This window comes from Afipia sp. MLSD5-FHT05B12 (genome assembly GCF_058793355.1).
Genome location: NZ_JBXAFS010000003.1, coordinates 263,400 through 287,710, shown reverse-complemented (window position 1 = coordinate 287,710; position 24,311 = coordinate 263,400). Strand labels below are relative to the sequence as shown.

The window sequence follows — 24,311 nt, the reverse complement described above, 5'->3', positions numbered from 1 at the left end:
ATCCCAGTCTCCAGACCGCGCATTTCTACGCGGAGGGGACGGGTGGGGCAACCGGGGAAGGGCGCTTCCCTCTCCCCTTGTGGGAGAGGGTGGTTTCGAGCGCAGCGAGAAATCGGGTGAGGGGTCGTTGTCATGCAAGTACCCCTCACCCGCTTCGCGGCTTCGCCGCTCAGCACCCTCTCCCACAAGGGGAGAGGGGAAGAAGGCGAGCAAGCAATACTGGCTCAGCTCTGGCTCTGCCGTCCGGCCTGATCGACCCTGACGGTGACTTCGAGGGTTTCCATGCCGCCGCCGTAGCGGGTGCCGCGCGCCGGGGCCGCGCTCAAATAGTCCAGCCCGACCGCGACCCGGACATGGGCGTCGGTGGTGCAGATGGCATTCGCGGCGTCGAAGCCGACCCACCCGAGCTTTTCGACATAGGCTTCGGCCCAGGCATGTCCCGCGTCCTGCGCGATCATGCCGTCCGAGCGCAGCAGATGCCCCGAGATATAGCGGGCGGGGACACCGGCGCTGCGCGCGCAGGCAATGAAGATGTGCGCGTAATCCTGGCAGACGCCGCGTTTGAGCGCGAAGGCCTCGGGCGCCGACGTGCCGGCGTTGGTCGGATCGGTGTCGAATGTCATGTGATCGTTGATCTGGAGCATCAGCGCATGGAGAAAGCCCAGCGTGTCGCCCGCCGCTTCGGTGTAAAGGTCGCTGGCGAACTTCGCCATCGCGGGATTGACCTCGGTCAGCGGTGTCGCGCGCAGGAACAGGCTCGGCGGAAACCGCTCGTCGGTGCCGCGCAGCACGCCGCCGGTATCGTGCGTCTCGATCAGGCCTTCGACATGGATGGTCAGGTCCGAGAGCGCGCCATGGGTCAGGACGTGGGTGATGTTGCCGAACGCATCCTGATGCACGTCGAGGCGTGAATCGGTGGAGACGTCGATCTGCCAGTCGGCGACATATTGCCCGTCATGGCTGCCCGGCGTCATGCGCAGAATCTGGATCACGCCGGTCGCGGGCGGCTCATAGCGGTATGTCGTCGAGTGAGAAATCTTCAGGCGCATGGGCAGGCTGACTCTCGAATCCGTCCTAGGGCGCGGACGCACATAGCACGATTATCCCGGTTGCAGCGACAAAACGGTACTCACTCCGTCATCCAGAGGTGCGAGCTCTTGCGAGCCTCGAAGGATGAACGGCCACGGTGTAACCGCGCCGTCGCCCTTCGAGGCGCGCGAGAAAGAGCGCGCACCTCAGGGTGACGGCAGTTCGTGTTCTGCGAAGACATAATCGTTAGATCAAATATTGTTTCGAGATGGTATCGCCCAGCCGGGCGTTGTCCGCAATGAATTCCTGGATGAATTCATGCAGGCCACGCTGGAACAGATCATCCATGTGCGCATGTTCCAGCCGGTTGCGGACCCCGCGTGCGTGGCGCTGGGCTGCTCCCTGTCGGCCATAGGCGACGCCGATCTGGTCGAGATTGCGCACCAGATTGCCGTAGCAGCTCGCCAGCGAGCGCGGCAGCGATTCATTCAAGATCAGCAGGTCCGCGATCAGCCAGGGCTTCAATGTCTCGCGATAGACCCAGTGATAGGCGGTGAGCGCGGAGACCGAGCGCAGGATCGAGGTCCATTGATAGTAGTCAAGCGGGCCGCCGACATGTTCTTCCTCGGGCAGCAGCACGTGATACTTCACGTCGAGGATACGCGCGGTGTTGTCGGCGCGTTCCAGATGCAGGCCGAGCCGCGAGAACCAGTAGGCGTCGTTGCGCAGCATGGTGCGATAGGCCGAGCCGTCGAAGCGCAGCGATGTCTCCTGCACGAAGCGCAGAAACTTGGTGAGCTCCTCGCGCGTTTTCGCGCCCTTGGGCCAGCACGCATGCAGTTCGATCCATGCGCTGTTGATGGTGTCCCACATCTCGCTGGTCAGCGCGGTGCGCACCGAGCGTGAATTCAGCCGCGCGTTCTCGATGCAGTTGCGGATCGAGGACGGATTGTCGGTCGAGAACGACAGGAAGTCGACAACGGTGCGCTCGTTGGCCTCGTCGTGAAACTGGTAAAAGATATCGTCGATGCCCGCCGTGAGCAGCGCGGATTCCCATTCGTTGCTCTTGCCGACGTAAGCGTCGGGGAGCGCGGTGGCGCGCAGCGTCGCCTCGATGGTGCGCGCGAGATATTCCGCGCGTTCGACATAGCGGGCGAGCCAGTAGAGACTTTCAGCGGTGCGTGACAGCATGCGTCAGTTTTTTCTCCCTCCCCCCTTGCGGGGGAGGGTTGGGGAGGGGGACAAAGCGAAGGTTTTGTGCGCGTCATACCCCCACCCCCGACCCCTCCCCGCAAGGGGGAGGGGAGGAGAGCGCGGGGAGAAGCGAGTAGCGAATGGAAAAAGAAAGGGGAGTCGCGCGGACACCGCTATTCGCCATTCGCCATTCGCTATTCGCCCGTTTTCGCTCATTCCAGTATCCACGTGTCTTTGGTGCCGCCGCCCTGGCTGGAATTGACCACGAGCGACCCTTCCTTCAGCGCCACGCGCGTCAGTCCGCCGGGCACGACGGTCACATGATCCTTGCCGGTCAGCACGAACGGCCGCAGATCGACGTGACGCGGAGCCAATCCCTTTTCGGTGCAGGTCGGACAGGTCGAAAGCGCCAGCGTCGGCTGGGCGATGAAGCCTTCGGGCTCCTTCATCAGTTTGGCGCGGAAGGACTCGATCGCCTCCTTGGTGGCGGCGGGACCGATCAGCATGCCGTAGCCGCCCGAACCGTGGACTTCCTTGACGACGAGGTCCTTCAGGTTGTCGAGGACATATTTCAGATCGTTCGGCTCGCGGCAGCGCCAGGTCGGGACGTTCTTCAGGATCGGTTCTTCGCCGAGATAGAATTTCACGATGTCCGGCATGTAGCTGTAGACCGCCTTGTCGTCGGCGATGCCGGTGCCGACCGCGTTCGCGAGCGTGACGTTACCGGCCACATAAGCCGACATCAGGCCCGGAACGCCGAGGACGGAGTCGGGGCGGAAGGTAAGAGGATCGAGGAAGTCGTCATCGACGCGGCGGTAGATCACGTCGACGCGCTTCAGCCCTTCGGTCGTGCGCATGAACACCTCATCGTTCTTGACGATGAGGTCGCGGCCCTCGACCAGTTCGACGCCGAGCTTGTCCGCCAGAAAGGAATGCTCGTAATAGGCCGAGTTGTAGATGCCGGGCGTCAGCAGGGCGACGGTGGGTTCGGCCTTCGAGGTGACCGGCGCGACCGAGCGGAGGGCGGCGAGCAGTTCGTCGGGATAGTTCTCCACCGGCGCCACGCGGTGCCGGGCGAACAGGTCCGGAAACAGCCGCATCATGATTTCGCGGTTTTCCAGCATGTAGGACACGCCGGACGGCGTCCGCGCATTGTCTTCCAGCACATAGAAGTTCTCGGCGTCGACGCGGACGATGTCGATGCCCGCGATGTGGACATAGACGTCGTGCGGAACATCCTGGCCGTTCATCTCCGGCCGGAACACCGGGTTCTGGAAGATCAGGTCGTCCGGGATGACTTTGGCGCGGAGAATGTCGCGGTTGTGATAGATGTCGCCCAGAAACATGTTGAGCGCCTTGACGCGCTGCTTCAGCCCCTTCTCCATCGTCGTCCATTCCTTGCCGGACAGAATCCGGGGGATGACGTCGAACGGAATCAGCCGCTCGGTGGATTCGGCCTCGCCGTAGACGGCGAAGGTGATGCCGATCCGGCGGAATAACAGTTCGGCTTCCTGGCGCCGGTACTCCAGCGCATCGGGAGGGGTCTCCTTCAGCCAGAGGGAGAGTTCGTGGTAGGCGGAGCGAAGAGCGCCGCCGGGCCCATTCATTTCATCGAAGGCAATTGCCATAAACCGGAACGCTTCTCTTAGGCGGCGGGGACAACGATCCGCCGCTCAAACTGATGGTAGCAAGGCTTGGGCCAGCGCGATATGCATTGCCTGCGGGCAATTGGCGTGACCTTGCGTCGATCTGCCTGAAAAACGGGCTGGCGACTGCCCAGGGATGCGGCAAAGGCTCGTGACTTCAATGCGTTGCCTGCGCCAAGGAACATGGCGTAGCAGTGGTGACCCGGAATGTCCGGGGCAGGAGGAGAGTTGAGATGAGTGAGATCGTCACCGCCGGCATTCTCGTGATCGGCGATGAAATCCTGTCCGGGCGCACCAAGGACAAGAACATCGGCTTTATCGCCGAGTACCTGACCAACATCGGCATCGACCTGAAGGAAGTGCGCGTCGTGGCCGACGAGGAGGACGCGATTATCTACGCGCTCGACTCGCTGCGCCAGCGTTACACCTATGTCTTCACCACCGGCGGCATCGGCCCGACCCATGACGACATCACCGCCGACAGCGTGGCCAAGGCGTTCGGGGTCAAGATCGACCATCACCCCGAGGTTGTCGCACGGTTCGAGGAGCGCTTCGGCGCGGACCTGAACGAAGCTCGGCTGCGGATGGCGCGCATTCCCGACGGTGCGGAACTGATTTCGAGCGCGACCATCCTCGCGCCCGGCTTCAAGCTCGGCAATGTCATCGTGATGGCCGGCGTGCCGTCGATCATGCAGGCAATGATGGACATCGTCTCGCCCAAGCTGAAATCCGGGGTGCGGATGCTGTCGGAATCCGTGCGCGCCAATGCGCGGGAAGGCGACATCGGCACGCCGCTGCGCGCGATCCAGGAAGCTCACCCCGACACCAGCATCGGCAGCTACCCGTTCCTCGACGAGAATGGCAAACCGAACACCAATGTCGTGGTGCGCTCGCGCGATGCCGACAAGCTCAAGGCCGCGATGACGGAGGTGGAAGCCATGCTGGCGAACCTCAAGGTCGCGAAATAATGAGCGAGCAGTTTTTCGAGGCTATCGCCGCGGGACGGCTTCCGCCGCCGGAATGCGCCAAGACGCTGGGCCTGGAAATCATCGCTTACGATCTCGATGCGCATACCGTCGAGCTTGGGTTCGAGGGCCGGCCGGAGTTCGCAAATCCCATCGGCATCGTGCAGGGCGGCTTCCTGTCCGCGATGCTGGACGATTGCATGGGGCTCGCATCCGCAACGATGATGAACGTCGGTGAATTCGCGCCGACGCTCGCGCTCAACGTCCAGTTCCACCGTCCGGCCAGGATTGGCAAGCTCAGGGGCATCGGACGTGTGACGATGCGCGGCAAGGAAATTTTTCACCTTGCCGGTGAGTTGTTTCAGGATGACAAGCTGGTTGCGACCGGCACGGCGACGTCGCTGTTTCGGAAAATTGCGTCGTGATGGCGCGTCGATTGTCAAGCGAGGACACGACACCCTCTCCCCTTGTGGGAGAGGGTGGTTTCGAGCGTTAGCGAGAAACCGGGTGAGGGGTATAGATCGTTAGCGGATCGTGTGACCCCTCACCCGGCTCGATCTCGTTTCACTCGATCTCGCCACCCTCTCCCACAAGGGGAGAGGGGAAGGAAATTCGGAGTGCGACAATGAACGACGAAGCGCGCAAACCCTTTCCGGTGTCGTGGGATCAGTTTCACCGCGACGCGCGGGCGCTGGCATGGCGGCTGAGCGGGGCGGGTCCGTTCGAGGCGATGATCGCGGTGACGCGCGGCGGGCTTGTGCCTGCGGCGGTCGTCGCGCGCGAGCTCGGCATCCGCGTCATCGATACGCTGTGCGTATCGAGCTACAGCCACACCTCGCAGCTCGGCGAGCCGACCTTGTTGAAGGGAATCTCGGACGCGGTGGCGCGGCTCGGCGGCGGCACCGGGAAGGGACTTCTGATCGTCGATGACCTCGTGGACACCGGAAAGACCGCGCGGATCGTGCGCGATCTGCTGCCGCAGGCGCACTTCGCCGCGGTCTATGCCAAGCCGATGGGCAAGCCGCTGGTCGATACCTTCATCACGGAAGTGTCGCAGGACACCTGGATCTTCTTTCCGTGGGATACGGGGCTGTCGTTTCAGCCGCCGATCAGGGACGGTGCGGCGTGACTTTTGTCTTTTCCCTCTCCCCTTGTGGGAGAGGGTGCCCGAACGAAGTGAGGGCGGGTGAGGGGTACGAATGTCAACGTGAGACCGCAACCCCTCACCCGGTTTCTCGCTGCGCTCGAAACCACCCTCTCCCACAAGGGGAGAGGGGAAGAAGTCCGGCATTCGATAGAGGACACGTCCGTCAATGTCCTCATCCTGATGGCGTTGGGCTGGTCGCTCCGTGCCCGGCGGCACGGGAAGAACATCGCGCCGCAGCGTGAATTCGCCGAAGGATGGCATAGTATCAGGAGGAAGTTGATCATCAGGCTTGAGGGGATCAGGCAATGACCCACAACAAGGTCGACAACACGCTATCTGCGTTCGACTCCTCCGATATCACCGCGCTGTCACATCTGTATCGCGGCGAACTTTACCGCAGCACGGTCTGGCGCACCCGGCTCGATGCCACGACCAACTGGGCGGTCCTGACCACCGGCATCGCGCTGTCGCTGACCTTCAGCAGCGAGCATGCGTCGCCTCTGCCGCTCGTGCTGGTGGGACTTCTGGTCGCCACGTTCCTGTTCATCGAAGCGCGGCGTTACCGCTTCTTCGATTTCTGGCGCATGCGGGCGCACGTGCTTGAAGTCCAGTTCTTCGGACCCATTCTCAGGGGCGAGGGCGTTCAGACCACGAACGGCTGGAACGAAATTCTCTATCAGGACTACAAGGCGCCCAACCTTCACATCAGCTATCTTGAAGCGGTCGGCCGGAGGCTTCGCAACAACTACTGCTGGATTTTCGCGATCCAGGTCACCGCGTATCTGGGGAAACTTCTGATTCATCCGGAACCCGTCGCCTCGCTGCACGAGCTGTTTGCGCGGGCAGCGGTCGGGCCGATTCCCGGCCAGATCGTTCTGTTCGCCGGCCTGATCTTCCACGCAACATGGATCACCATCGCGCTGGTCACATATCACAGCCGAAGGGGTGCGGGGCGTTCGCGGCCGCCAACTCCTGAAAGGGATCGGCTGCTGGATCTGGCGCGGGGATAGATATGGCTTCTTTACCTCTCCCCGCAGGCGGGGAGAGGTCGGACCGTGAACGATCCGGGTGAGGGGCTCTTACAGATGTGTTGGCGCAGAATGTTTCCGCATATCGGATCGTCATCACCGGGCTTGTCCCGGTGATCCACGTCTTGTCGGACGATCTTTAGGACGTGGATGGCCGGGACAAGCCCGGCCATGACGGAGAGAGTATCGGCTCCGATTAACCCAGCTTCTGCCGCGCCAGCTTCGCGCCCGCGCCGAGCGCACGGAGCTTGGCTTCCGCGATGTCGCGGCGCATCGGTGCCATGCCGCAATTGGTCGTCGCGACGATGTTTTCCTTCGGCACGAACTTCATCACGGCCTCGATCGTCTTCACCACGTCGTCCGGCGTCTCGACGATGTCGCTGGCGACGTCGATCACGCCAGCCTGCACGATCTTGCCCTTGAGCAAACCCAGAAGCTCCAGCGGCACATGCGAGTTGCGGCACTCGATGGCGACCTGCTGGATCGGACTCTTGTCGATGGCCGGGAAAATCTGCTCGTACTGCCGCCACTCGGCGCCGAGGGATTCTTTCCAATCGGTGTTGGCCTTGATGCCGTAGCCGTAGCAGATATGAACCGCGGTCTGGCAGGTGAGGCCCTGCGCAGCGCGGGTCAGCGCCTCGATGCCCCAGTCGTTGACCTCATCCATGAAGACATTGAACGCGGGTTCGTCGAACTGGATCATGTCGACGCCGTCGGCCTGCAATGCCTTGGCTTCGGCGTTGAGCAGATCGGCAAAGGCGAACGCCATCTTCACGCGGTCGCCGTAGTAACTGTCAGCGAGGGTGTCGATGATGGTCATCGGGCCGGGGAGGGTGAATTTCAGCTTGCGCGTGGTATGCGCCCGCGCGGCCTGCGCCTCGTCGGCATGGACGCGGCCTTTCAGCTTCAGCGGCGCTGTCACCTGCGGCACCATCGCTTTGTAGCGGTCTTTCCGGATTCCCATTTCAACCTTGTGGGCGAAATCAATCCCTTCGACGCGCTCGAGAAAGCCATGGACGAAATGCTGCCGCGCCTGCTCGCCCTCGGTGACGATATCGATACCGGCATCTTCCTGGATTTTCACCCAGAGCAGTGTCGCGTCGCGCTTGGCGCTGACCAGTTCCGTGCCCTTGAGCTTCCACGGCGCCCACAGCGTATTGGGTTCAGCCAGCCAGTCGGGCTTCGGCAATGAGCCGGCGATGGTCGTTTGAAACAGCATGGGGGCTTCCATTGTTATTGTTTGCTTGCGCTTATCTGCCATGTCCGGGCCAAGGCACACAAGTATGGCATACAAGCTGTTCGCGCTTGCGGGATGGAATGTGATCGGGACCGCAGTTAGGATCGCGCCTCGCCATTCCGGCCATGCCCACTTATTCGCGGACATCTCATGATCGACCTCTATTACGCGCCGACACCCAACGGTTGGAAAATCTCGATCATGCTTGAGGAACTGGGGCTGCCTTACACGGTGTTTCCGGTGAACATCCGTACCGGCGAGCAGTTCGAGCCCGAGTTCCTCAAGATCAGCCCGAACAACCGCATCCCCGCGATCATCGACCGCGCGCCCGCCGACGGCGGCGAGCCGATCCCGATGTTCGAGACCGGCGCGATCCTGATCTATCTCGCCGAGAAGACCGGGCGCTTCCTGCCGAAGGATGTGCGCGGGCGGTTCAAGGTCATTCAGTGGGTGATGTGGCAGATGGGCGGGCTCGGTCCCATGCTCGGCCAGCATGGGCATTTCGCGCTCTATGCGGCCGAAAAAATTCCCTACGCCATCGAGCGGTACCGCGACGAGGCCTCGCGGCTCTATGCCGTGCTTGACCGGCAGCTCGGCAGGACCGGCGCCTATGTCGCGGGCGACGCGTATTCCATTGCCGACATCGCCTGCTTTCCCTGGACGATGACCCACAAGGCGCAGGGCTTCACCCTCGACGACTTTCCGAATCTCAAGCGCTGGTATGCGACTGTGCGCGCGCGGCCGGAGGTGCAGAAGGGCCTTTCGGTCGGCAAGTTCGACAAGACGCCGTTCACCGAAGAACAGCGCAAGAACATGTTCGGCAAGACCGCGCAGCAGGCGCAATGAGTTTCAACCACTCCCCAAGGGGAGAGGGAGCGATAACGAGAATCGTGCGACGCCAAGCGCACAACCATAAGGAAACGCCATCATGATCGAGTTCTTCTTCGACTGTTCCAGCCCGTGGACGTATCTGGCCTTCACCAACATCCAGCCGATGGCCAAGGAGCTTGGCGCGCCGATCACCTGGCGGCCGATGCTGGTCGGCGGCATCTTCAACACCGTCAACAAGGCGATGTACGAGACCCGCGCCAATCCGGTGCCGGCGAAGCAGGCCTATACGGCGAAGGACATGGCCGACTGGGCGCGGCTGGCCGGCATCAGGATCACGATGCCGCCGACGGTGTTTCCGGTGAACGCGGTCAAGTCGATGCGCGGATGCATCTGGGTGCAGCAGAGCGCGCCTGAGAAACTGGTGCCGTTCGCGACCGCAGTGTTCGAGTCGTACTGGGGCGACGATCAGGATATCTCGAAGGACGATGTGCTGACGAAAATCTGCGAACGCGTCGGCATCGATCCGGCGAAGTTCTTCGCAGGCATCGGCGAGCAGTCCGTCAAGGATCAGCTGAAGGCCAATACCGATGAAGCGATCGCGCGCGGCGCGTTCGGTTCGCCGACGATCTATCTCGACAAGACCGATATGTATTTCGGCAACGACCGCCTGCCGCTGATCCACGCCAAGCTGCTGGAGATGAAGGCGACGGCGTAGCCGTGTCTTCACCTCTCCCCGGCGGGGAGGTCGCGAGCAAGGCGAGCGGGTGGGGGGATCGATGTTTCAACAGAGGCCTCGAACCCCCTCACCCCAACCCTCGCTCCCAAGGGGAGAGGGACGTATCGTCCTCGCTGTTGGTCAATTTGATAATCGGAAACACTTGAATGCCCCGCGCCGTTGTCTGCCGCGAGTTCGGTCCGCCTGAATCGCTGAAGCTGGAAGACGTGCCGCGTGCGCCGATTGCGCCGGGGCAGGTGCGCGTCGCGATCCATGCCGCCGGATTGAATTTCCCCGACATTCTGATGGCAGCGGGCGAATATCAGTTGAAGCCGCCGCTGCCGTTCACGCCGGGCATGGAGGCGGCCGGCGAGGTGATCGAGGTCGCGAGCACAGATGGCGTGCGCGCCGGTGATAAGGTGATGGTGAAGGCGCGGTTCGGCTGCTACGCCGATGAAATTATCGTCACGCCCGATCAACTCACGCCGTTGCCGTCAACATTTGATTACGCACAGGGCGCGACATTTCTCGCCGCCCACGGCACCGCGTATTACGCGCTGAAGAATCGCGCGCAGATACAGCCGGGCGAAGTGTTGCTCGTGCATGGCGCGGGCGGCGGCGTGGGGCTTGCCGCGGTCGAACTCGGCAAGGTGTTCGGCGCGATCGTGATTGCGTGCGCGTCGAGCGAGGAGAAACTCGCGGTGGCGCGGCAGCGCGGCGCGGATCATGGCGTGCTTTATGGCCGCGAACCGTTCAAGGATGCGGTGAAGCGCATTACGGAGGGGCGGGGCGTGGATGTGGTGTTCGATCCGGTGGGCGGCGCGATCTTCGAGGACAGCCTGCGCTGCATCGCATGGGGCGCGCGGCTGCTGGTGATCGGCTTCACCGGCGGTATCGGTTTGGCGAAAACCAATCTCGTGCTGATCAAGGGCGCCAGCGTGCTCGGCGTGCGTGCCGGCGAGGCGGCGCGCAGGGACCCTGCGCTGGGTGTTGCGCGTCTTGCGGATCTGGTGCGTCTTGCGAACGAGCACCGCATCAGCCCCAACATCTCGCACCGCCTGCCGCTGGAAGACTATGCGACGGCGATGCGATTGCTGACGGACCGCCGCGCCATCGGGCGCGTGGTGCTGGCGATGCGCTAGGTTGTAGCCGTCACCCTGAGGTGCCGTAGCGAAGCGGAGGCCTCGAAGGGCGACGGCTCTGCGCGAAGTTCTGTCCGCATCCTTCGAGGCTCGCCGCAAGGGCGGCTCGCACCTCAGGATGACGGCCCGAACGCCCTGCTGTCGCAGGGTTACTTGTATTCCCGCTCGGTCCACCACGGGAAATACGACGGCATGTCCTTCGACACGGTCTGCGCGAATTTCGCGGGCCGCTTTTCGAGGAAGGACATCACGCCTTCGCGCACGTCGGCGGACTGGCCGCGCGAGTAGATGCCGCGGCTGTCGATCTTGTGGGCTTCCATCGGATCGTCCGCGCCCAGCATGCGCCACATCTGCTGGCGGATCAGCGCGATCGACACCGGCGCGGTGTTCTCCACGATCTCGCGCGCGATGGCGCGGGCGGTGGTCATCAATTCATCGGCGGGCACGACCTTGCTGACGAGGCGGCCAGCGAGGGCTTCGCCGGCGGGGAACACGCGGCCCGAATAGCACCATTCCAGCGCCTGCGAGATGCCGACGATGCGCGGCAGGAACCAGCTCGAGGCCGCTTCCGGCACGATGCCGCGCCGCGCGAACACGAAACCGAACCGCGCATCGACCGAGGCGATCCGGATGTCCATCGGAAGCTGCATGGTGACACCGATGCCGACCGCCGCGCCGTTGATCGCGCCGATCACCGGCTTCAGCGACTTGAAGATGCGCAGCGTCACGCGGCCGCCACCGTCGCGCACCGCATCGTCGCTCCACTCCACTTCGCCATTCGCGCGCAGCGGCGCGGTCTTGCGATCGGGCCGTGCCGCGCGGTCGAATGTCGCGCCGCCTTCGGAGAGATCCGCGCCCGCGCAGAACGCGCGTCCCGCGCCGGTCACGATAATGGCGCGGACATTGTCGTCGGCGTCGGCGGCATCGAACGCAGCGATCAGTTCGTCCATCATGATGTGCGTGAAAGCATTCATCTTGTCGGGACGGTTCAGCGTGATGGTCAGGATGTGGTCCTGAACCTCGTATTTGATCTGCTGATAGGCCATCGCGCATTCTCTCCCGCTGGTTTTCTTTTGTTAATGCCGTTTGAAGCCTCATCCTAGCGTGCCTGCCTGAGTGCTGGCAATTTACGCAGGCGGGACGCCACTATGCGATGGACGTTTTAAACGGCGAAGCTTAGCCTTGTGCCAATCGGAATGGAGACTGGAATGCGCGCGGTTCTTGAACATTGCACAGGCGGGCGGGAGACACACCTTGCCGCGGACACGATTCTGATCCGCGAGGGTGAAACCACCGGGCGGCTGTATGTTCTGCTCAATGGCCGGCTTGATGTTCTGAAGGGCGAAACGATCGTCGCAACCGTGACCCAGCCCGGCGCGATCCTCGGCGAGATGTCCGTGCTTCTGGGCCTGCCGCATACCGCGACGGTGCGCGCGACGGTGGCATCGACGGTTTATCAGTTCGATGATGCCGCCGCGTTCCTGCGCGCACAGCCTGCGGTTGCGCTCCTTGTCGCGCAGCTTCTCGCGCACAGGCTCAATGCAGCGACGACATATCTCGCCGACATCAAGCGTCAATATGCCGATCACGGCAATCATCTGGCGATGGTCGGCGATGTGCTCGAAAGTCTCGTCAACTTGTCTCCGGGCGCGGCGTCGCCGGGATCGGACCGCCAGCCTGAGCGGCTGCCGGACTCCCGGCTGTAAGCCAGTCCGGAAATGCCTGGAGATTGTCCGCGGGCCGCCGCAGCGGCTTGCCGAGATCGATCGACTGCTCGCCTGCCGCCGAAAACCAGTAGGCCCTGTCGCTGTCCAGCTCGAGTACGATGTGCGCGGGCGTCGGCCCGAACTGTTGCCCCATATTAAAGACCCACGTGCCGCCGATCCGGTCGAACCACGAGCCGTCCTTGACGAACGGCGACTGGTGGACATGGCCCGACAGAACGATGTCCGGCTTGTAGCTATCGATCCACTGCACGAGCTCGGCGTCGCCGAACGTGCGCGCGCCGCCCCAGCTTGTCGGTGAGTTCGCGGCGGGCGCGTGATGTATCCAGATCCAGCGTCCGCGATGCGCGGCGGCGGCCTCCTCAAGCTGCACGCCGATCTGTTCCTTGACGCGAGGACCGTCCCACCACGGGCAGACCGTGAAGAAGGTCTCGCCGATGGTCAGGCTGTCGCCATCATGGGCAATGCCGAGATTGCCGAGGTCGCCGATCCAGCGCGAGATTCGCTCGCCCGCCTCATCCCGTTCGTCGAGATCGTGATTGCCCGAGCACAGGATCACGCGCGTCCTGGCTGCGAGACGTTCGAGATATTTCCGCACCACGACGATCTGGGCACGGAAATCGACAATCGATCCGATATCGAGCGCGTCGCCGGCGATGATCACCACGTCGAACCGCGGCGCGATGTTGAGCACCCAGTCGAACTGCGGCAGGGCGTAATGCAGGTCGGCGACCACAAGGCAGCGCATGACGAATCACACCCTTGATTCCAGTTCGCGAAAGGCTCCCGAAGGCACTGTTCGCTATGATCCGTCCGGCAAAAGACTTGTACCGTCAAACCCGAGCCGTGCAAATCGGCTGCGTGGAATTCAGCCGGGTTTATCGCCGCATGACATGCGATTGAGGCCTGCTATGCCTATGTTTTTTGCATTCGCGGGCGCGGGGACAGCGTAGCGGAGAGCGCTTCGGGGTGTTCTCAGCCGGTGCCGGAAGGGCTGACTTTCGGCCCCGGCGCGGGGCTCTGCGCGCCAAACCGGGCTTTCAGCCGCACCCCGCGCGATGTTACAACCCGCGCGCGCGGACGTGGCGGAATTGGTAGACGCAAGGGACTTAAAATCCCTCGATGGCAACGTCGTGCGGGTTCGATTCCCGCCGTCCGCACCAAGACAAATCGATGATGCTTTCGAAGAAGCGATGTTTTCAGGATACCAACGTGTTTTTCAGAACTGCCGGCTGCGCTGCATTCCTCGCCTCAAGCATACTGATCCCAACCGCCACACTTGCTCAGGAGTCAGCCTGGCCGAACGCGCTGGTCTGCCAGGCGAGCGTCCAGTCCTATTTCAACCTGACGCAACCGCCGCGCCAGATCGATGAAAGTTTCGGCTGGCTGATTTTCCGAAGCGCGCTTGGCGGCGTTTATGACTGCAAGGTGTGGGGCAGCTCCGTTTCGTTGAAATGGAAAAGCCACAACGGGACCATGAGCAACTACAATACGCAGGTCGACGCGAGCGGACCCGTGCTGACGGTGCGTCCCGGCGGCACGGGGCAATGGCGATTTCGCCGCGTCGCCGACGGATATGGTTTGTTAATCGGAGGCAAGCCTCGTTAAATGCGGCGACCGGGAATCTCCCGGAACCTCATCCGATTTGCCGACCGGAGGACCAGACAATGGACAAGAAAGCGCTGCGTGAAGAGACCGAGCGCCTCGTCCGCGAGGCGATGGAGCGTAAGGCCCTTGTGGTCAAGCAGGGCAACACGCGCTTCGAGGCGACCTGCGGCAAATGCGGCAAGGCCAACCGCGTTCTGGCCGCGAAGGGTACCAAGCGCGCGACGTTCGTCTGCAAGGAGTGCGGTCACAAGCAGGAAACGCTTTGATCGCCTTCGCTCCCGACCGCCCACCACAAATTCAACACGAAGACCCGCAACACGACGCATATGGAACACGAGTGGATGTTTAAGGGTCTGAACCGCGAACATGCGCGGCGAGGGGCGGGCGGGCCATGCTCCGTTCCGCGCGTCGCGCTCCTTGGCGCGCTGGCGATCGGCCTGGGCGCTTGCGCAGGCGGGGGCGGGTCAACTTTCGGGTCGAGCGTGTTTGTCGATCCGTCCAAGTACGATCTCTATAGCTGTCAGCAACTCCTTCAGGCCCGCAAGGACACCAACAGCCGCGTCGTCGAACTCGAAGGGCTGATGGCGAAAGCCGAAACCGGGGCGGGCGGCCCGCTGATTTCGGGCCTCGCGTACCAGACCGACTACCGCGCCCAGCGTGCGCAGCGCGACGACCTCGACGCGAGAATATCGCGCGAAAATTGCAGTGCCGAGGTTGCTGCTCCCCAGGCTTCGCCTGCGCCGCCGACAAGCAGGCGACGCCGCTGACCGGATCGGGAAAGGCGCATCACGACACGCGCCAGTCGTAGATCCAGTCCTGCCGCGACAGCAGCCGCGATCCGCCCAGCGCCCTGATGACCTGATCGCGCGCAAAGCCGACAGGCCCGCCAAGGTGATAGGTCTTGCCATTGTTGCGCGCCGTGCGCGTCACGCGCGTCACGCGCGGCGCGCGCATCGCCGCGTACTGCGCGAACGCCGCCGTTGGGCTGGCCGGCGAGCTTTCGAGGCATTTCGCGATCACGGCGGCGTCCTCGATCGCCATGCCGGCGCCTTGCGCGGCGAACGGCAGCATCGCATGCGAGGCGTCGCCCGCAAATGCGATGGGACCCTTATTCCAGACCCCGCCGTCGCGCATCGCAAACAGCGCCCATTTGCGCCAGCCGTCGACCGCGCCGATCATCATACGCGCGGCGATCGGCCATCGCGGTGCTGAAAACTGATTGGCGATCTCGACGACGTCGCCGGGCTCACTCCAGCCCGGCCTGTTCCATTTGCCCGAGACGATGGCGACCACGTTGATGCGCTTGCCGTCCGACATCGGATAGGCGACCAGATGCGCGTTGGTTCCCATCCAGAGCTGCACGCGCTGCGTCTTGAAACCGCGCGGCAGCTGCGCGGCGTCCACCGTGCCGCGCCAGGCAATGCTGCCGGTGAACTGCGGCTGCGCCTCGGGGAAAATCTGATGCCGCACGCTGGACCAGACGCCATCGGCGCCGATCAGCGCCAGCGCCTGTTCCTGCTGCCGCGCCGTGCCCCGCCGCTGAACGACGGTGACGCCCTTCGGGTAGACGGCGACGTCCTCGAACTGTGCGCCGAGCCGCAGGTCGATGTCGGGGTGGCTCGTGACCCGCGCCACCAGCGCCGCCTGAAGGTTGGCCCGGCGGACGATCCAATAGGGTGCGCCATAGCGGAAGGTGGCGGCTTCGCCGAGGGGAATCCGGCCGATTTCCTTGCCGGTGCGGGCGGTCATGATGCTGATCGAGTCGGGCGCGATCACATGGGGCGCCAGAAGGGGCTCAAGACCGAGATCGATCAGAATGCGGCTTGCATTGGGTGACAGTTGCAGTCCGGCACCGGCTTCCTCGAGCCGCTCCGCCCGCTCGAGAACGATGACGCGGAAACCGCGCGCGGCGAGCGCCAGCGCAGCCGTCAGTCCCCCAATGCCGGCACCAGCGACAACGATGGTGCGCGAGTCGGCCACGGGCTTCTTAGGCGACCTTGTCTTTCAGCACGCATTCGGGAGGGCGTGCCTCGCCGGCCTTGAGATCGGCGGCATAACGATACAGCGTCGAGCAGTACGGGCAGATGATCTCGTTGTCATCACCGAGGTCGAGGAACACATGCGGATGATCGAACGGGGGATTGGCGCCCACGCACATGAACTCCCGCGAGCCGATTTCGATGATGGCCACGCCCGCATCGTTGTGAAAGTGAGGGACGACGTGATCCGCCATGAAAATCCTACCTTAAGTCCTTGTTCGACAGCCTGAACCCACGCACGGGCAAAGCGCGGCGGAACGCCGCCGCAGCCTCGCACCATACCGAGCGATACAGTTTATTCCTAGATTGCAGTGCCGGATTCGTCCAATTCGCCGCACCCGTCAGCATGTGAATTCGACACAATCCTGCCGCCTTGGGAAAGCCCTTCTTTCGTTGGGGAGGTTGTGTCCGAAAAACGGCACACCATGTCATCGGCCAGTCATGCCTTCCGAACTGGCGGGGCATTGAGGAGCTATCATTGAAGGCCAACTGGCGCATCGGTTTGACCCTCGCGGGTGCGGCGGCTTCGGCGGCGGCATTTGCCGCGTTGTGGCCCCATGCGCGTGACGCCTCGGCGCTGCTGCTGGCTCAGGACAACCCGGCGCAGTTGTCCGATATTCAGGTCGGTTCCGCCTTGCAAACGAATGCCGCCGCCATCGCGCAGGGCGCCGCGCGGGCGCTCGACGACAACGACGCGGATCTGGCGAAAAGCTTCACCGACCTGGCGCAGGACAAGGGCGTCCCGCTGCCGTCCGGTCTGGCGGCGCGGGTCGATGCGGCGGTCACGGACGAGAATTCCACCGCCAGCGTGGCGAGGCGCTTTGCCACGGGTCTGGTGACCGGCGAGGCGGACGATATGGCGAGCCTCTCCGGCACGGTCGCGGGCGACCTGTTCGTGTTCGGCGACATCCGCGATGTGGTGCGCGAGGGCAAGCGTTTGGCGATGGGCGAGAACGCCGACCAACTGGTCCTCGGGCTTGCGAGTGTCGGCCTCGTGGTGACGGCGGCGACCTATGTTTCTGTTGGCGGCGCGACGCCGGTTCGAGCCGGGCTGTCAATGGTGAAGGATGCGCGCAAGGTCGGCCGGCTCGGCGCGGGTCTCACCGAATGGGCGGGCCGCTCAGCGCGCGGCGTGGTCGATGCGCCGATGCTGCAACAGGCGGTGGCGAGCGCATCGATCGCGCGCCCTGGCCAGACCGTCAGTGCGGTGAAAGCCGCGTTCAGGGCGGAGAAGGCGGGCGCGCTGGTTCGTCTCGCCAAGGATGTCGGGCGCGTCAGCGAGAAAGCCGGCACCAAGGGCGCGCTTGACGTGCTGCGCATCGCCGACGGGCCGAAGGATGTCGCGCGCGCTGCGAAGCTCGCGGAATCCAAAGGCAGCCAGACCCGCGCCATTGTGAAGATTCTCGGCCGCGGCGCGCTGCTGCTGACCGCAGGCGCATTCAATCTGGCGTGGTGGGTGTTCGCCGCATTGCTGGCGTTGTTCGGGTTTATCGCCTCGGTCAAGGCAACGACCGAACGGCTCACGCTGTCATGGATTCAACGCTCCAAACTCAAACGCGCGCGGCGCGAACTCGCAGCGGCGCGAGCCACGCAGGCGATCTGACACGTCTGGTCAGGCGCGTTGCGTCCGGATAAACTGCAGTTCACATCATGACCGCTCCGGTCACGCCGTCTTTCCCCAACACTGGACTTACCCGATGCCGAGTTTCAAAAACGGCTCCGTTGAAATTGCGTATCTCGATGAGGGCGAGGGTGATCCGATCATCCTCGTGCATGGCTTTGCATCGACGAAGAACGTCAACTGGGTTTATCCGGCGTGGACCTCGACGCTGACCAAGGCGGGACGCCGCGTCATCGCGCTCGACAACCGCGGCCATGGCGATTCCACGAAGTTGTACGATCCCGAAGAATATCACATCGGCACCATGGCGGGCGACGTGCGCGCGCTGATGGATCATCTGAACATCGAACGCGCCGACATGATGGGCTACTCGATGGGTGGGCGCATCACGGCCTATCTCGGTCAGCGCAGCCCGGAGCGTCTGCGCAAGGCGATCCTCGGCGGTATTGGCATGGGTTTGATCGAAGGCGGCGGGCCGGGCGAAAATGTCGCCTCGGCACTGGAAGCGGCATCGCTCGACGATGTCGCCGATCCGGTTGGCCGGACATTTCGGGCGTTCGCAGATCAGACCCGCTCGGATCGCAGGGCGCTCGCAGCGTGCCTGCGCGGCTCCCGGCGGCTGATGACGCGCGAGGAAGCGGCCGCGATTGCCGTTCCCACGCTGATCGCAGTGGGCACCACCGACGACATCGCAGGCTCGGCATCCCGGCTTGCGGACGTCATTCCGGGGTCGCAAGTGCTTGATATTCCAAACCGCGATCACATGCGCGCAGTCGGCGATCGCGTCTACAAGGACGGCGTTCTGGAGTTCCTTGCAGAGCGGCCATGACATCGGCCCGTGAGAGGAGATGTAGATAATTATTCTACGGACGCGGGAGATAATTATTCCAACGTCAACCTTGGTAGCTGTTGCGGCCTTTCAACTTCCCATTATGTGGTAATATCTCCTCAGCGCCCATCAGCCGGACCCTTCACCATGGCCAAGCATCAACTTGATACCAAGTCGGCCCTTTCGACCGTCGATCCCGTCTGGACTCGTATCCGGGACGAGGCCGAGGAAATCGTGAGGCGTGAGCCGGAACTGGCGACCTTCATCTACTCCACCGTGCTGCATCATGACCGGCTCGAAGATGCGGTGGTGCATCGTATCTCCGAGCGTCTCGATCATTCGGCGCTGTCCGGCGATCTGATCCGTCAGGCCTACAACGACGCGCTGGAATCCGATCCCGACATTGGCAACGCGTTCCGCGCCGATCTCGTGGCGGTGTTCGATCGCGACCCGGCTGTGTCGCGGTTCATCGATGCGCTGCTCTACTTCAAGGGCTTCCATGCCATTCAGGCGCATCGCCTTGCGCACTGGCTCTACAACAACGGCCGCAAGGATTTCGCCTTTTACATCCAGAGCCGCTCCTCGGCGGAATTCCAGACCGACATCAATCCCGCCGCGAAAATCGGCCGCGGCATTTTCCTCGACCATGCCACCGGTTTCGTCGTCGGCGAGACCGCGGTGATCGAGGACGATGTGTCGATCCTGCACGGCGTTACCCTCGGCGGCACCGGCAAGGAAAATGAGGACCGGCATCCGAAGATCCGCCACGGCGTGATGCTCGGCGCGGGCGCCAAGATCCTCGGCAATATCGAAGTCGGGCACTGCGCGCGCGTGGCGTCTGGTTCGGTTGTGCTGAAGGACGTTCCGCACAACGTCACGGTGGCGGGCGTGCCGGCGAAGATCGTCGGAGAGGCCGGATGCGCCGAGCCGTCGCGCACCATGAATCAGATGCTCAACGGCGGCAATTGATTCCACGGGTGGCAATTTATCGCGATCCTGCACTAGCGATCCGCGCCGGATCGCTCTAAACCTGTCGCCAACAAACATTGTTCAGTTGGAGAAATGCCCGTGGACGTTACGGAAGTCAGAAAGCTCGACGCTTATCTCAAGCGCCTGTTCGGCAATCCCAAAATCCGCGTTGTGCCGCGTCCGAAGAAGGATGACTCGGCCGAGGTCTATATCGGCGAGGAGTTCATCGGCGTGCTGTTCGTCGATGACGAAGACGACGACCGGTCCTACCAGTTCCAGATGGCGATCCTGGAGACCGATATCGAGGAAGAAGTCTGATATCTAACGGCTCGTCGTCCCCGCGAAAGCGGGGACCCATCGAAAACGATATCGCGTCATCCTGAGGTGCGAGCCGTGCTTACGGCGAGCCTCGAAGGATGCTCGGGGAATGTGCGGACTTCGCCGTCGTCCTTCGAGGCTCGCAAGTACTCGCACCTCAGGATGACGGCGATCCGGGTGATCTTGCTATCTCACAATGTATTGTGGTCATGGGTCCCCGCTTTCGCGGGGACGACATTTCATTAAATGCGCTATTCGCGCAGTCTCCTAGCCGTGCGGCCTGCGCATCCGGATGATGATCTGATCCATCGCGCCCGCGACGTCGCGCCATTTCGACAGCCAGCCGCGCGGAAACCTGAACGTCAAATCCGCTCCCTCGATACGGCGCTCGGCAAGACACATGCCGGGCGTTTTCGCGTCGCGCGTGCAGCGCGCGATGATCTGCGGGGTTGAGGCGTAAACCAGATCCTCGTTCGCGTAGGGCGTGCCGTCGCGGAACGGGCGAATGCTCAGTCCGTCCATCAGGCTTCCTGAATTCTGATCGAGATAGCGCGGATAAATCGTCCGCGTCCGTTCGTCCGGCGACAGCGCGTCGTGATGCGCCGCGATCGACAGGAAGATGCGGTCGATGTCGGGCAGGTTCTCCTCGACCGTTTCCGCGCTGACCGGCTGCCGCGCCTCGGGCGCTTCAAGCGAGGGATAGGAGAAGTTGAGATCGATCCGCTCCTGCGGGCCGGTCCGCTTTTGCAGTTTCACCCGGATCGCCTGGGTCGGCACGTTGAACAGCGTGTTGCCGATGCTGATCGGCAGGCGTGACGGATCACCGGCCTTCTCGACACCCCAGGTCGGCCACAGCAGATAAGCCACGGCAGCGACCGCGCAGGCGCCGATCGCGCCCATGACCAGAAACGGCACGAGGTGACCGCGCTGGGCGCGCCGCGTGGAGGCCGGTCGGGGCGTTGTCGAAGAATACAGAGCCATGAGCAGGAGACAGACGTTCCAGAGAGCGGCTCGCCATATGCGTGCCGAATCGCGACGATTATGCCATGCGCCGGCCGATTTCCCGTAGGTTCCGCACGGGTGAGAGAACTCCGAGCCATGCGTCCCAGGCCCGGCGCGGTCGCGGTGTTAACCTTTCTTTAAGGATAAAGTGGCGGGCAAGGCAGCATTTTGCGAAGCCTAGGGACGAGCCTGCCGGCCAGTGCGGATCGCGTGACGCCGGTGTGCATCGAATTGTTCTCGTGCGTTGTGAGTCCCGGTTGATGTCGCCTGAAGCCCTCAATTCCTTCTTCGCCATTCTGATCGGATTTGCGCTCGCGGGCGCGCTGACCAGCGGCTTTCAGGCTTTCATGGAAAAGCCGCCGGGTTTCGGATTGCTGATGCAGGAGGCTTCGCCTAAGGCTTTCGCCGCCGTGCCGTTTCTGGTGTTCGCGGCTCCCTTCATCATCATGCGCAACACCGTGCGCGGCCGCTCGATCGAAGGCCGCCGGGTTCAGTTCGTCGCGATGGCTACCGTCATCGCCGGATTCTGGAGCATGATGTCAGGCACATTCGTGCTGATGCTGCTGGAAACCACCGGCATCATCGCCTGATCTTCACCCGTTCGCACACTCGCCAGACCCCGTTCGTTCGTGGCATGGTCGCGCCGGATTTAGTGCGCTGACTGGAGACAACAGGCGAAATGGCGATCTACGAACTCGACGGGCGCGCGCCCGAACTTCCTGCCGATGGACAATACTTCATCGCCGAGACCGCGACGGTGATCGGCAACGTGCGGCTGAAGACCAATGCCAGTGTCTGGTTCGGTTCGGTGCTGCGCGGCGACAACGAACTGATCGAGATCGGCGAGGGCTCCAACGTGCAGGATAACTGCACCTTCCACACCGATCCCGGATTTCCGCTGACCATCGGCAAGAACTGCACCATCGGCCACAATGTGATCCTGCACGGCTGCACCATCGAGGACGGCGCGCTGATCGGCATGGGTTCGATCATCATGAACGGCGCGCGCATCGGCGCGGGCTGCATCGTGGGCGCTGGCGCGGTCATCACCGAAGGAAAGCAGTTCGAGGAACGCTCGCTGGTTGTCGGTGCGCCTGCGCGCGTGGTCCGCGCACTGACGCCAGAGCAGGTGAAGGCGTTGACCTACGGCGCGCCGCATTACGTCCACAACGGCAAGCGCTTCAAGGCTGGCTTGAAGAAGATCGGATAGACTGGCGCTGCGCCTTGATCTTTACGGACGTCTCGTTTTCAGGGTGGGAACGTGAAGCGTTGTCCTCGCGCATCAGGCCTTTCGCGTCCGCAACCGCCTTGGCTGCTTCGCGACGGCTCGCGCATTTGAGGACGTTTTGCTCCCCCGACTGAACGATAAAATCCCGTCCGTCCCTGACGATCGCGTATCGCACCATGTGGCCGATCCCCGTGTTTACCGTCGCTTGTAGAGAAAAAAGCGCACGCCGTCGGCAAACATGTGGCGTTATACCCGACGCCGTTGCCGATGGTTTCCGGGTGATTAAGCCGATAGAACAGCATGCTCATTCTCGCAATGTTCGGAGCGGTCCACGCCACCCGGCTAGTTCTGGAACTCAACCCCGACGGTCGAACCCTTGCGCCAGACCACCTTGCACAACCGTCCTGTGCGCTCCTCCCGCGAGAACTTCAGGCTGAACGTCGGCTTCAGGAAGCGTTCGTCCTCGCAACGAAGTTTTGCGCCGGCCGCCGAGACGTCCAGCACCTTGCATTTGCGCGCGGCGAAATCGCCTTGCTGCGTGATCCACGCGTCGGTGTTGATCTGCCGGCGGGACGGGCGATTTTTTCGGCCCCACATGGCTCTGCTCCTTCGGCTGCGAGCAGAGTCAACGCCGATCGGCGTGCGCCGTTTCTGATGTGGAGAATTGGACTAAAAGCCAAACAAGGCGTGCTGCCTTTCGCGCACGGAGCCACTATATTGATGGTGTCGTCAACAAACGAAAGGAGGTGGTCCAGTGTCTATTACCAAACGCTGTCACCTCGCTGAGGCCGCCCGCTAAGCCATCATGGCTTCGGACAGGGCGGTCTTTCCGCCTGGTTCAGCGAGATTCGGGAAGGGCGCGTTGGGGGAACCCGGCGCGCCCTTCTTGCTTCGCGCGGGCGGATGGCGCTGTTCCGTCACTAGCCTACCAGCAAAAAGATCGCGCCGACGGCGAGCAGCGCGAGACCGGGCCATGTCTCCTTCAGGCTGAATCCGGCAGCGGGTTCGGATGGTTCCAAAGTGGGTTCTGGCGTCGCCGCAGGTGTCCGTCTGACAGAGCTGAGCCGCGCCCGAAGCATCGGCTGTGCTGCCAGGAATATCAGGCCGCCGAACATCAAGAGTGCGCCAAACAGAAGGGTCAGCATCCTCGCCTCCGAGGCTTGCCCCGAAAGAGTCAAACCCGCGCAGGCGACTTGGTTCCGGCAAGGCGGCATCATTGACGGTCTGGAAAAAGTTGCGGCCAGCTCTTGGGGGAGAGCTGGCCGCGCACGATCCGGTCTGGGACGGGGAGGGGTGGGGATACGACCGGAGCGTGGGTTCCTATGATTTCAAGTATTCATTTTCGAGCATGACGTTTCGATCATGCTCCAAATCTCAACGTGAACTTGCGGTGGCGACGGCCGGACGCGAGTCTCCGAGCGACACCCAGGCCTGCGCATCGGTCTGCGACTGACGCTTGACGAAGCGGTAGCCAGTCTCGGTCCACGACACGACTTCCTCGTTCTGGTTGTCGAGGATGAATTCACCCTTGTCGGACTTCACGGTCAGCACCGCGTGGCCTTCGCCCTTCTTGTCGCGCACCACCGTGATCAGCAGCGCTTCGCGCGGCCATCCGGCGTCGATCAGCATCTTGCGCTTGAGCAGGACATAGTCCTCGCAGTCGCCGTATCCGTCGGTGGGATACGACCACTTCTCGATAGCGCCCCAGTGATCCATGTCGGTCATCGGCTTGACGGTCTCGTTGACCCAGCGATTGACCCGCAGCAGATCTTTCCACGCGGCCTGCGTCATCACGATGTCGCGGGCCTGCGTCGCGCCGCCCCGGCAGTCACCGGGATTCTCGGTGCAGAACTCAACCCAGCCGATCGGCGCACGCGTGGTGTCGCCCAGGCTGGCATAAAGGACGCGTTCGCCTGCGGCATGCGCCGAGGCCGTTATGCTCATCAGGCCGGCGACAATCGCCAGACCAACTCCCCGTCCACGAATTGAAAACATTGTGGCCCCCGTTTCTTGTTGGGACCACTTTTCACACAAAGGAT

Annotated in this window: 29 protein-coding genes and 1 tRNA gene; 18 read left to right on the top strand and 12 right to left on the bottom strand. The window is 62.9% G+C overall.

All coding sequences use genetic code 11. The features are described from left to right. Nucleotides 1–224: 224 nt before the first annotated feature. The 3 genes from AC1Q6J_RS06120 to AC1Q6J_RS06110 all read right to left on the bottom strand — a co-directional run bounded on the left by AC1Q6J_RS06120 (nucleotide 225) and on the right by AC1Q6J_RS06110 (nucleotide 3,851). Complete coding sequence (locus AC1Q6J_RS06120; RefSeq protein ID WP_492278428.1) at nucleotides 225–1,049, bottom strand: transglutaminase family protein; 825 nt, start codon at nucleotides 1,047–1,049, stop codon at nucleotides 225–227. Between the two features lie 226 nt (nucleotides 1,050–1,275). After that, nucleotides 1,276–2,220, bottom strand: coding sequence for an alpha-E domain-containing protein (locus tag AC1Q6J_RS06115; protein ID WP_492278427.1), 945 nt, complete (start codon nucleotides 2,218–2,220; stop codon nucleotides 1,276–1,278). 215 nt (nucleotides 2,221–2,435) lie between these two features. Further along, nucleotides 2,436–3,851, bottom strand: coding sequence for a circularly permuted type 2 ATP-grasp protein (locus AC1Q6J_RS06110; RefSeq protein WP_492278426.1), 1,416 nt, complete (start codon nucleotides 3,849–3,851; stop codon nucleotides 2,436–2,438). A 251-nt stretch (nucleotides 3,852–4,102) separates the two neighbouring features. On the opposite strand from AC1Q6J_RS06110, the gene AC1Q6J_RS06105 reads away from it, so the two are divergent. From AC1Q6J_RS06105 to AC1Q6J_RS06090, 4 genes are all read left to right on the top strand, one after another. Continuing rightward, nucleotides 4,103–4,837, top strand: a complete 735-nt coding sequence (locus AC1Q6J_RS06105) for a competence/damage-inducible protein A (protein WP_492278425.1) — start codon at nucleotides 4,103–4,105, stop codon at nucleotides 4,835–4,837. Then, complete coding sequence (locus tag AC1Q6J_RS06100; RefSeq protein WP_492278424.1) at nucleotides 4,837–5,259, top strand: PaaI family thioesterase; 423 nt, start codon at nucleotides 4,837–4,839, stop codon at nucleotides 5,257–5,259. The genes AC1Q6J_RS06105 and AC1Q6J_RS06100 overlap by 1 nt, the downstream gene beginning before the upstream one ends. Nucleotides 5,260–5,459: 200 nt before the next feature. Next, nucleotides 5,460–5,963 (top strand): xanthine phosphoribosyltransferase, encoded by a 504-nt coding sequence (gene gpt, locus AC1Q6J_RS06095; RefSeq protein ID WP_492278423.1) that lies wholly within the window; start codon nucleotides 5,460–5,462, stop codon nucleotides 5,961–5,963. Between the two features lie 323 nt (nucleotides 5,964–6,286). Next, on the top strand, nucleotides 6,287–6,991 hold the full coding sequence (locus AC1Q6J_RS06090; protein WP_492278422.1) for a DUF2270 domain-containing protein: 705 nt from the start codon (nucleotides 6,287–6,289) through the stop codon (nucleotides 6,989–6,991). Between the two features lie 214 nt (nucleotides 6,992–7,205). Here AC1Q6J_RS06090 and AC1Q6J_RS06085 read toward each other — a convergent pair whose 3' ends face one another. Further along, nucleotides 7,206–8,228, bottom strand: a complete 1,023-nt coding sequence (locus tag AC1Q6J_RS06085) for a methionine synthase (protein WP_492278421.1) — start codon at nucleotides 8,226–8,228, stop codon at nucleotides 7,206–7,208. 168 nt (nucleotides 8,229–8,396) lie between these two features. Between AC1Q6J_RS06085 and AC1Q6J_RS06080 the strand changes: the two genes are divergently transcribed. From AC1Q6J_RS06080 to AC1Q6J_RS06070, 3 genes are all read left to right on the top strand, one after another. Continuing rightward, the gene (locus AC1Q6J_RS06080) at nucleotides 8,397–9,092 is read left to right on the top strand and encodes a glutathione binding-like protein (RefSeq protein WP_492278420.1); all 696 of its coding nucleotides are present in this window, start codon (nucleotides 8,397–8,399) and stop codon (nucleotides 9,090–9,092) included. Nucleotides 9,093–9,174: 82 nt separating this feature from the next. Next, on the top strand, nucleotides 9,175–9,792 hold the full coding sequence (locus AC1Q6J_RS06075; protein ID WP_492278419.1) for a 2-hydroxychromene-2-carboxylate isomerase: 618 nt from the start codon (nucleotides 9,175–9,177) through the stop codon (nucleotides 9,790–9,792). Between the two features lie 167 nt (nucleotides 9,793–9,959). Then, nucleotides 9,960–10,934 carry an NADPH:quinone oxidoreductase family protein gene (locus AC1Q6J_RS06070; RefSeq protein ID WP_492278418.1) on the top strand — a complete coding sequence of 325 codons (975 nt, stop codon included), beginning with the start codon at nucleotides 9,960–9,962 and terminating at the stop codon, nucleotides 10,932–10,934. A gap of 149 nt (nucleotides 10,935–11,083) precedes the next feature. Here AC1Q6J_RS06070 and AC1Q6J_RS06065 read toward each other — a convergent pair whose 3' ends face one another. Continuing rightward, nucleotides 11,084–11,980: a crotonase/enoyl-CoA hydratase family protein gene (locus AC1Q6J_RS06065; protein WP_492278417.1), complete on the bottom strand. Its 897-nt coding sequence runs from the start codon at nucleotides 11,978–11,980 to the stop codon at nucleotides 11,084–11,086. A gap of 162 nt (nucleotides 11,981–12,142) precedes the next feature. On the opposite strand from AC1Q6J_RS06065, the gene AC1Q6J_RS06060 reads away from it, so the two are divergent. Beyond that, nucleotides 12,143–12,640: a cyclic nucleotide-binding domain-containing protein gene (locus AC1Q6J_RS06060; protein ID WP_492278416.1), complete on the top strand. Its 498-nt coding sequence runs from the start codon at nucleotides 12,143–12,145 to the stop codon at nucleotides 12,638–12,640. Here AC1Q6J_RS06060 and AC1Q6J_RS06055 read toward each other — a convergent pair. Further along, entirely contained in the window at nucleotides 12,567–13,406 is an 840-nt protein-coding gene (locus tag AC1Q6J_RS06055) for a metallophosphoesterase family protein (RefSeq protein WP_492278415.1), read from the bottom strand. The two genes, AC1Q6J_RS06060 and AC1Q6J_RS06055, sit on opposite strands and share 74 nt — an antisense overlap. A 328-nt stretch (nucleotides 13,407–13,734) precedes the next feature. On the opposite strand from AC1Q6J_RS06055, the gene AC1Q6J_RS06050 reads away from it, so the two are divergent. The 4 genes from AC1Q6J_RS06050 to AC1Q6J_RS06035 all read left to right on the top strand — a co-directional run bounded on the left by AC1Q6J_RS06050 (nucleotide 13,735) and on the right by AC1Q6J_RS06035 (nucleotide 15,033). Next, a tRNA-Leu gene (locus AC1Q6J_RS06050) sits at nucleotides 13,735–13,821 on the top strand. Nucleotides 13,822–13,831: 10 nt separating this feature from the next. Next, a complete protein-coding gene (locus tag AC1Q6J_RS06045) occupies nucleotides 13,832–14,266 on the top strand; it encodes a hypothetical protein (protein ID WP_492278414.1) in 435 nt (144 codons plus the stop codon). A gap of 59 nt (nucleotides 14,267–14,325) precedes the next feature. Further along, nucleotides 14,326–14,532, top strand: coding sequence for a hypothetical protein (locus AC1Q6J_RS06040; RefSeq protein ID WP_492278413.1), 207 nt, complete (start codon nucleotides 14,326–14,328; stop codon nucleotides 14,530–14,532). Between the two features lie 75 nt (nucleotides 14,533–14,607). Next, nucleotides 14,608–15,033, top strand: coding sequence for a hypothetical protein (locus AC1Q6J_RS06035; protein WP_492278412.1), 426 nt, complete (start codon nucleotides 14,608–14,610; stop codon nucleotides 15,031–15,033). Nucleotides 15,034–15,052: 19 nt separating this feature from the next. On the opposite strand, the gene AC1Q6J_RS06030 is transcribed toward AC1Q6J_RS06035, so the two are convergent. Then, nucleotides 15,053–16,246, bottom strand: coding sequence for an FAD-dependent monooxygenase (locus tag AC1Q6J_RS06030; RefSeq protein ID WP_492278411.1), 1,194 nt, complete (start codon nucleotides 16,244–16,246; stop codon nucleotides 15,053–15,055). 7 nt (nucleotides 16,247–16,253) lie between these two features. After that, nucleotides 16,254–16,499, bottom strand: a complete 246-nt coding sequence (locus tag AC1Q6J_RS06025) for a zinc-finger domain-containing protein (RefSeq protein WP_019196414.1) — start codon at nucleotides 16,497–16,499, stop codon at nucleotides 16,254–16,256. Nucleotides 16,500–16,783: 284 nt separating this feature from the next. Between AC1Q6J_RS06025 and AC1Q6J_RS06020 the strand changes: the two genes are divergently transcribed. The 4 genes from AC1Q6J_RS06020 to AC1Q6J_RS06005 all read left to right on the top strand — a co-directional run bounded on the left by AC1Q6J_RS06020 (nucleotide 16,784) and on the right by AC1Q6J_RS06005 (nucleotide 20,042). Then, a complete protein-coding gene (locus AC1Q6J_RS06020; protein ID WP_492278410.1) occupies nucleotides 16,784–17,908 on the top strand; it encodes a hypothetical protein in 1,125 nt (374 codons plus the stop codon). A 94-nt stretch (nucleotides 17,909–18,002) separates the two neighbouring features. Then, nucleotides 18,003–18,755: an alpha/beta fold hydrolase gene (locus AC1Q6J_RS06015; RefSeq protein WP_492278409.1), complete on the top strand. Its 753-nt coding sequence runs from the start codon at nucleotides 18,003–18,005 to the stop codon at nucleotides 18,753–18,755. Between the two features lie 147 nt (nucleotides 18,756–18,902). Continuing rightward, on the top strand, nucleotides 18,903–19,724 hold the full coding sequence (cysE, locus tag AC1Q6J_RS06010) for a serine O-acetyltransferase (protein ID WP_492278408.1): 822 nt from the start codon (nucleotides 18,903–18,905) through the stop codon (nucleotides 19,722–19,724). 99 nt (nucleotides 19,725–19,823) lie between these two features. After that, nucleotides 19,824–20,042 carry a DUF3126 family protein gene (locus tag AC1Q6J_RS06005; protein ID WP_024574927.1) on the top strand — a complete coding sequence of 73 codons (219 nt, stop codon included), beginning with the start codon at nucleotides 19,824–19,826 and terminating at the stop codon, nucleotides 20,040–20,042. 267 nt (nucleotides 20,043–20,309) lie between these two features. On the opposite strand, the gene AC1Q6J_RS06000 is transcribed toward AC1Q6J_RS06005, so the two are convergent. Next, nucleotides 20,310–21,023 (bottom strand): hypothetical protein, encoded by a 714-nt coding sequence (locus AC1Q6J_RS06000; RefSeq protein ID WP_492278407.1) that lies wholly within the window; start codon nucleotides 21,021–21,023, stop codon nucleotides 20,310–20,312. A 281-nt stretch (nucleotides 21,024–21,304) separates the two neighbouring features. On the opposite strand from AC1Q6J_RS06000, the gene AC1Q6J_RS05995 reads away from it, so the two are divergent. Beyond that, on the top strand, nucleotides 21,305–21,634 hold the full coding sequence (locus tag AC1Q6J_RS05995; protein WP_492278406.1) for a DUF6949 family protein: 330 nt from the start codon (nucleotides 21,305–21,307) through the stop codon (nucleotides 21,632–21,634). An 89-nt stretch (nucleotides 21,635–21,723) separates the two neighbouring features. Then, complete coding sequence (locus tag AC1Q6J_RS05990; RefSeq protein ID WP_492278405.1) at nucleotides 21,724–22,254, top strand: gamma carbonic anhydrase family protein; 531 nt, start codon at nucleotides 21,724–21,726, stop codon at nucleotides 22,252–22,254. Between the two features lie 360 nt (nucleotides 22,255–22,614). Here AC1Q6J_RS05990 and AC1Q6J_RS05985 read toward each other — a convergent pair whose 3' ends face one another. From AC1Q6J_RS05985 to AC1Q6J_RS05975, 3 genes are all read right to left on the bottom strand, one after another. Then, nucleotides 22,615–22,869, bottom strand: coding sequence for a PilZ domain-containing protein (locus tag AC1Q6J_RS05985; protein WP_492278404.1), 255 nt, complete (start codon nucleotides 22,867–22,869; stop codon nucleotides 22,615–22,617). Nucleotides 22,870–23,192: 323 nt separating this feature from the next. Further along, complete coding sequence (locus AC1Q6J_RS05980) at nucleotides 23,193–23,417, bottom strand: hypothetical protein (protein ID WP_492278403.1); 225 nt, start codon at nucleotides 23,415–23,417, stop codon at nucleotides 23,193–23,195. A gap of 229 nt (nucleotides 23,418–23,646) precedes the next feature. Next, nucleotides 23,647–24,267 (bottom strand): transglutaminase-like cysteine peptidase, encoded by a 621-nt coding sequence (locus AC1Q6J_RS05975; protein WP_492278402.1) that lies wholly within the window; start codon nucleotides 24,265–24,267, stop codon nucleotides 23,647–23,649. Nucleotides 24,268–24,311 lie beyond the last annotated feature (44 nt).

Bases quoted from the DNA above. Each gene is read 5' to 3' on its own strand.
- AC1Q6J_RS06120 (WP_492278428.1), bottom strand. From the start codon at position 1,049: ATGCGCCTGAAGATTTCTCACTCGACGACATACCGCTATGAGCCGCCC.
- AC1Q6J_RS06115 (WP_492278427.1), bottom strand. From the start codon at position 2,220: ATGCTGTCACGCACCGCTGAAAGTCTCTACTGGCTCGCCCGCTATGTC.
- AC1Q6J_RS06110 (WP_492278426.1), bottom strand. From the start codon at position 3,851: ATGGCAATTGCCTTCGATGAAATGAATGGGCCCGGCGGCGCTCTTCGC.
- AC1Q6J_RS06105 (WP_492278425.1), top strand. From the start codon at position 4,103: ATGAGTGAGATCGTCACCGCCGGCATTCTCGTGATCGGCGATGAAATC.
- AC1Q6J_RS06100 (WP_492278424.1), top strand. From the start codon at position 4,837: ATGAGCGAGCAGTTTTTCGAGGCTATCGCCGCGGGACGGCTTCCGCCG.
- gpt (WP_492278423.1), top strand. From the start codon at position 5,460: ATGAACGACGAAGCGCGCAAACCCTTTCCGGTGTCGTGGGATCAGTTT.
- AC1Q6J_RS06090 (WP_492278422.1), top strand. From the start codon at position 6,287: ATGACCCACAACAAGGTCGACAACACGCTATCTGCGTTCGACTCCTCC.
- AC1Q6J_RS06085 (WP_492278421.1), bottom strand. From the start codon at position 8,228: ATGCTGTTTCAAACGACCATCGCCGGCTCATTGCCGAAGCCCGACTGG.
- AC1Q6J_RS06080 (WP_492278420.1), top strand. From the start codon at position 8,397: ATGATCGACCTCTATTACGCGCCGACACCCAACGGTTGGAAAATCTCG.
- AC1Q6J_RS06075 (WP_492278419.1), top strand. From the start codon at position 9,175: ATGATCGAGTTCTTCTTCGACTGTTCCAGCCCGTGGACGTATCTGGCC.
- AC1Q6J_RS06070 (WP_492278418.1), top strand. From the start codon at position 9,960: ATGCCCCGCGCCGTTGTCTGCCGCGAGTTCGGTCCGCCTGAATCGCTG.
- AC1Q6J_RS06065 (WP_492278417.1), bottom strand. From the start codon at position 11,980: ATGGCCTATCAGCAGATCAAATACGAGGTTCAGGACCACATCCTGACC.
- AC1Q6J_RS06060 (WP_492278416.1), top strand. From the start codon at position 12,143: ATGCGCGCGGTTCTTGAACATTGCACAGGCGGGCGGGAGACACACCTT.
- AC1Q6J_RS06055 (WP_492278415.1), bottom strand. From the start codon at position 13,406: ATGCGCTGCCTTGTGGTCGCCGACCTGCATTACGCCCTGCCGCAGTTC.
- AC1Q6J_RS06045 (WP_492278414.1), top strand. From the start codon at position 13,832: ATGATGCTTTCGAAGAAGCGATGTTTTCAGGATACCAACGTGTTTTTC.
- AC1Q6J_RS06040 (WP_492278413.1), top strand. From the start codon at position 14,326: ATGGACAAGAAAGCGCTGCGTGAAGAGACCGAGCGCCTCGTCCGCGAG.
- AC1Q6J_RS06035 (WP_492278412.1), top strand. From the start codon at position 14,608: ATGTTTAAGGGTCTGAACCGCGAACATGCGCGGCGAGGGGCGGGCGGG.
- AC1Q6J_RS06025 (WP_019196414.1), bottom strand. From the start codon at position 16,499: ATGGCGGATCACGTCGTCCCTCACTTTCACAACGATGCGGGCGTGGCC.
- AC1Q6J_RS06015 (WP_492278409.1), top strand. From the start codon at position 18,003: ATGCCGAGTTTCAAAAACGGCTCCGTTGAAATTGCGTATCTCGATGAG.
- cysE (WP_492278408.1), top strand. From the start codon at position 18,903: ATGGCCAAGCATCAACTTGATACCAAGTCGGCCCTTTCGACCGTCGAT.
- AC1Q6J_RS06000 (WP_492278407.1), bottom strand. From the start codon at position 21,023: ATGGCTCTGTATTCTTCGACAACGCCCCGACCGGCCTCCACGCGGCGC.
- AC1Q6J_RS05995 (WP_492278406.1), top strand. From the start codon at position 21,305: ATGTCGCCTGAAGCCCTCAATTCCTTCTTCGCCATTCTGATCGGATTT.
- AC1Q6J_RS05990 (WP_492278405.1), top strand. From the start codon at position 21,724: ATGGCGATCTACGAACTCGACGGGCGCGCGCCCGAACTTCCTGCCGAT.
- AC1Q6J_RS05985 (WP_492278404.1), bottom strand. From the start codon at position 22,869: ATGTGGGGCCGAAAAAATCGCCCGTCCCGCCGGCAGATCAACACCGAC.
- AC1Q6J_RS05980 (WP_492278403.1), bottom strand. From the start codon at position 23,417: ATGCTGACCCTTCTGTTTGGCGCACTCTTGATGTTCGGCGGCCTGATA.
- AC1Q6J_RS05975 (WP_492278402.1), bottom strand. From the start codon at position 24,267: ATGTTTTCAATTCGTGGACGGGGAGTTGGTCTGGCGATTGTCGCCGGC.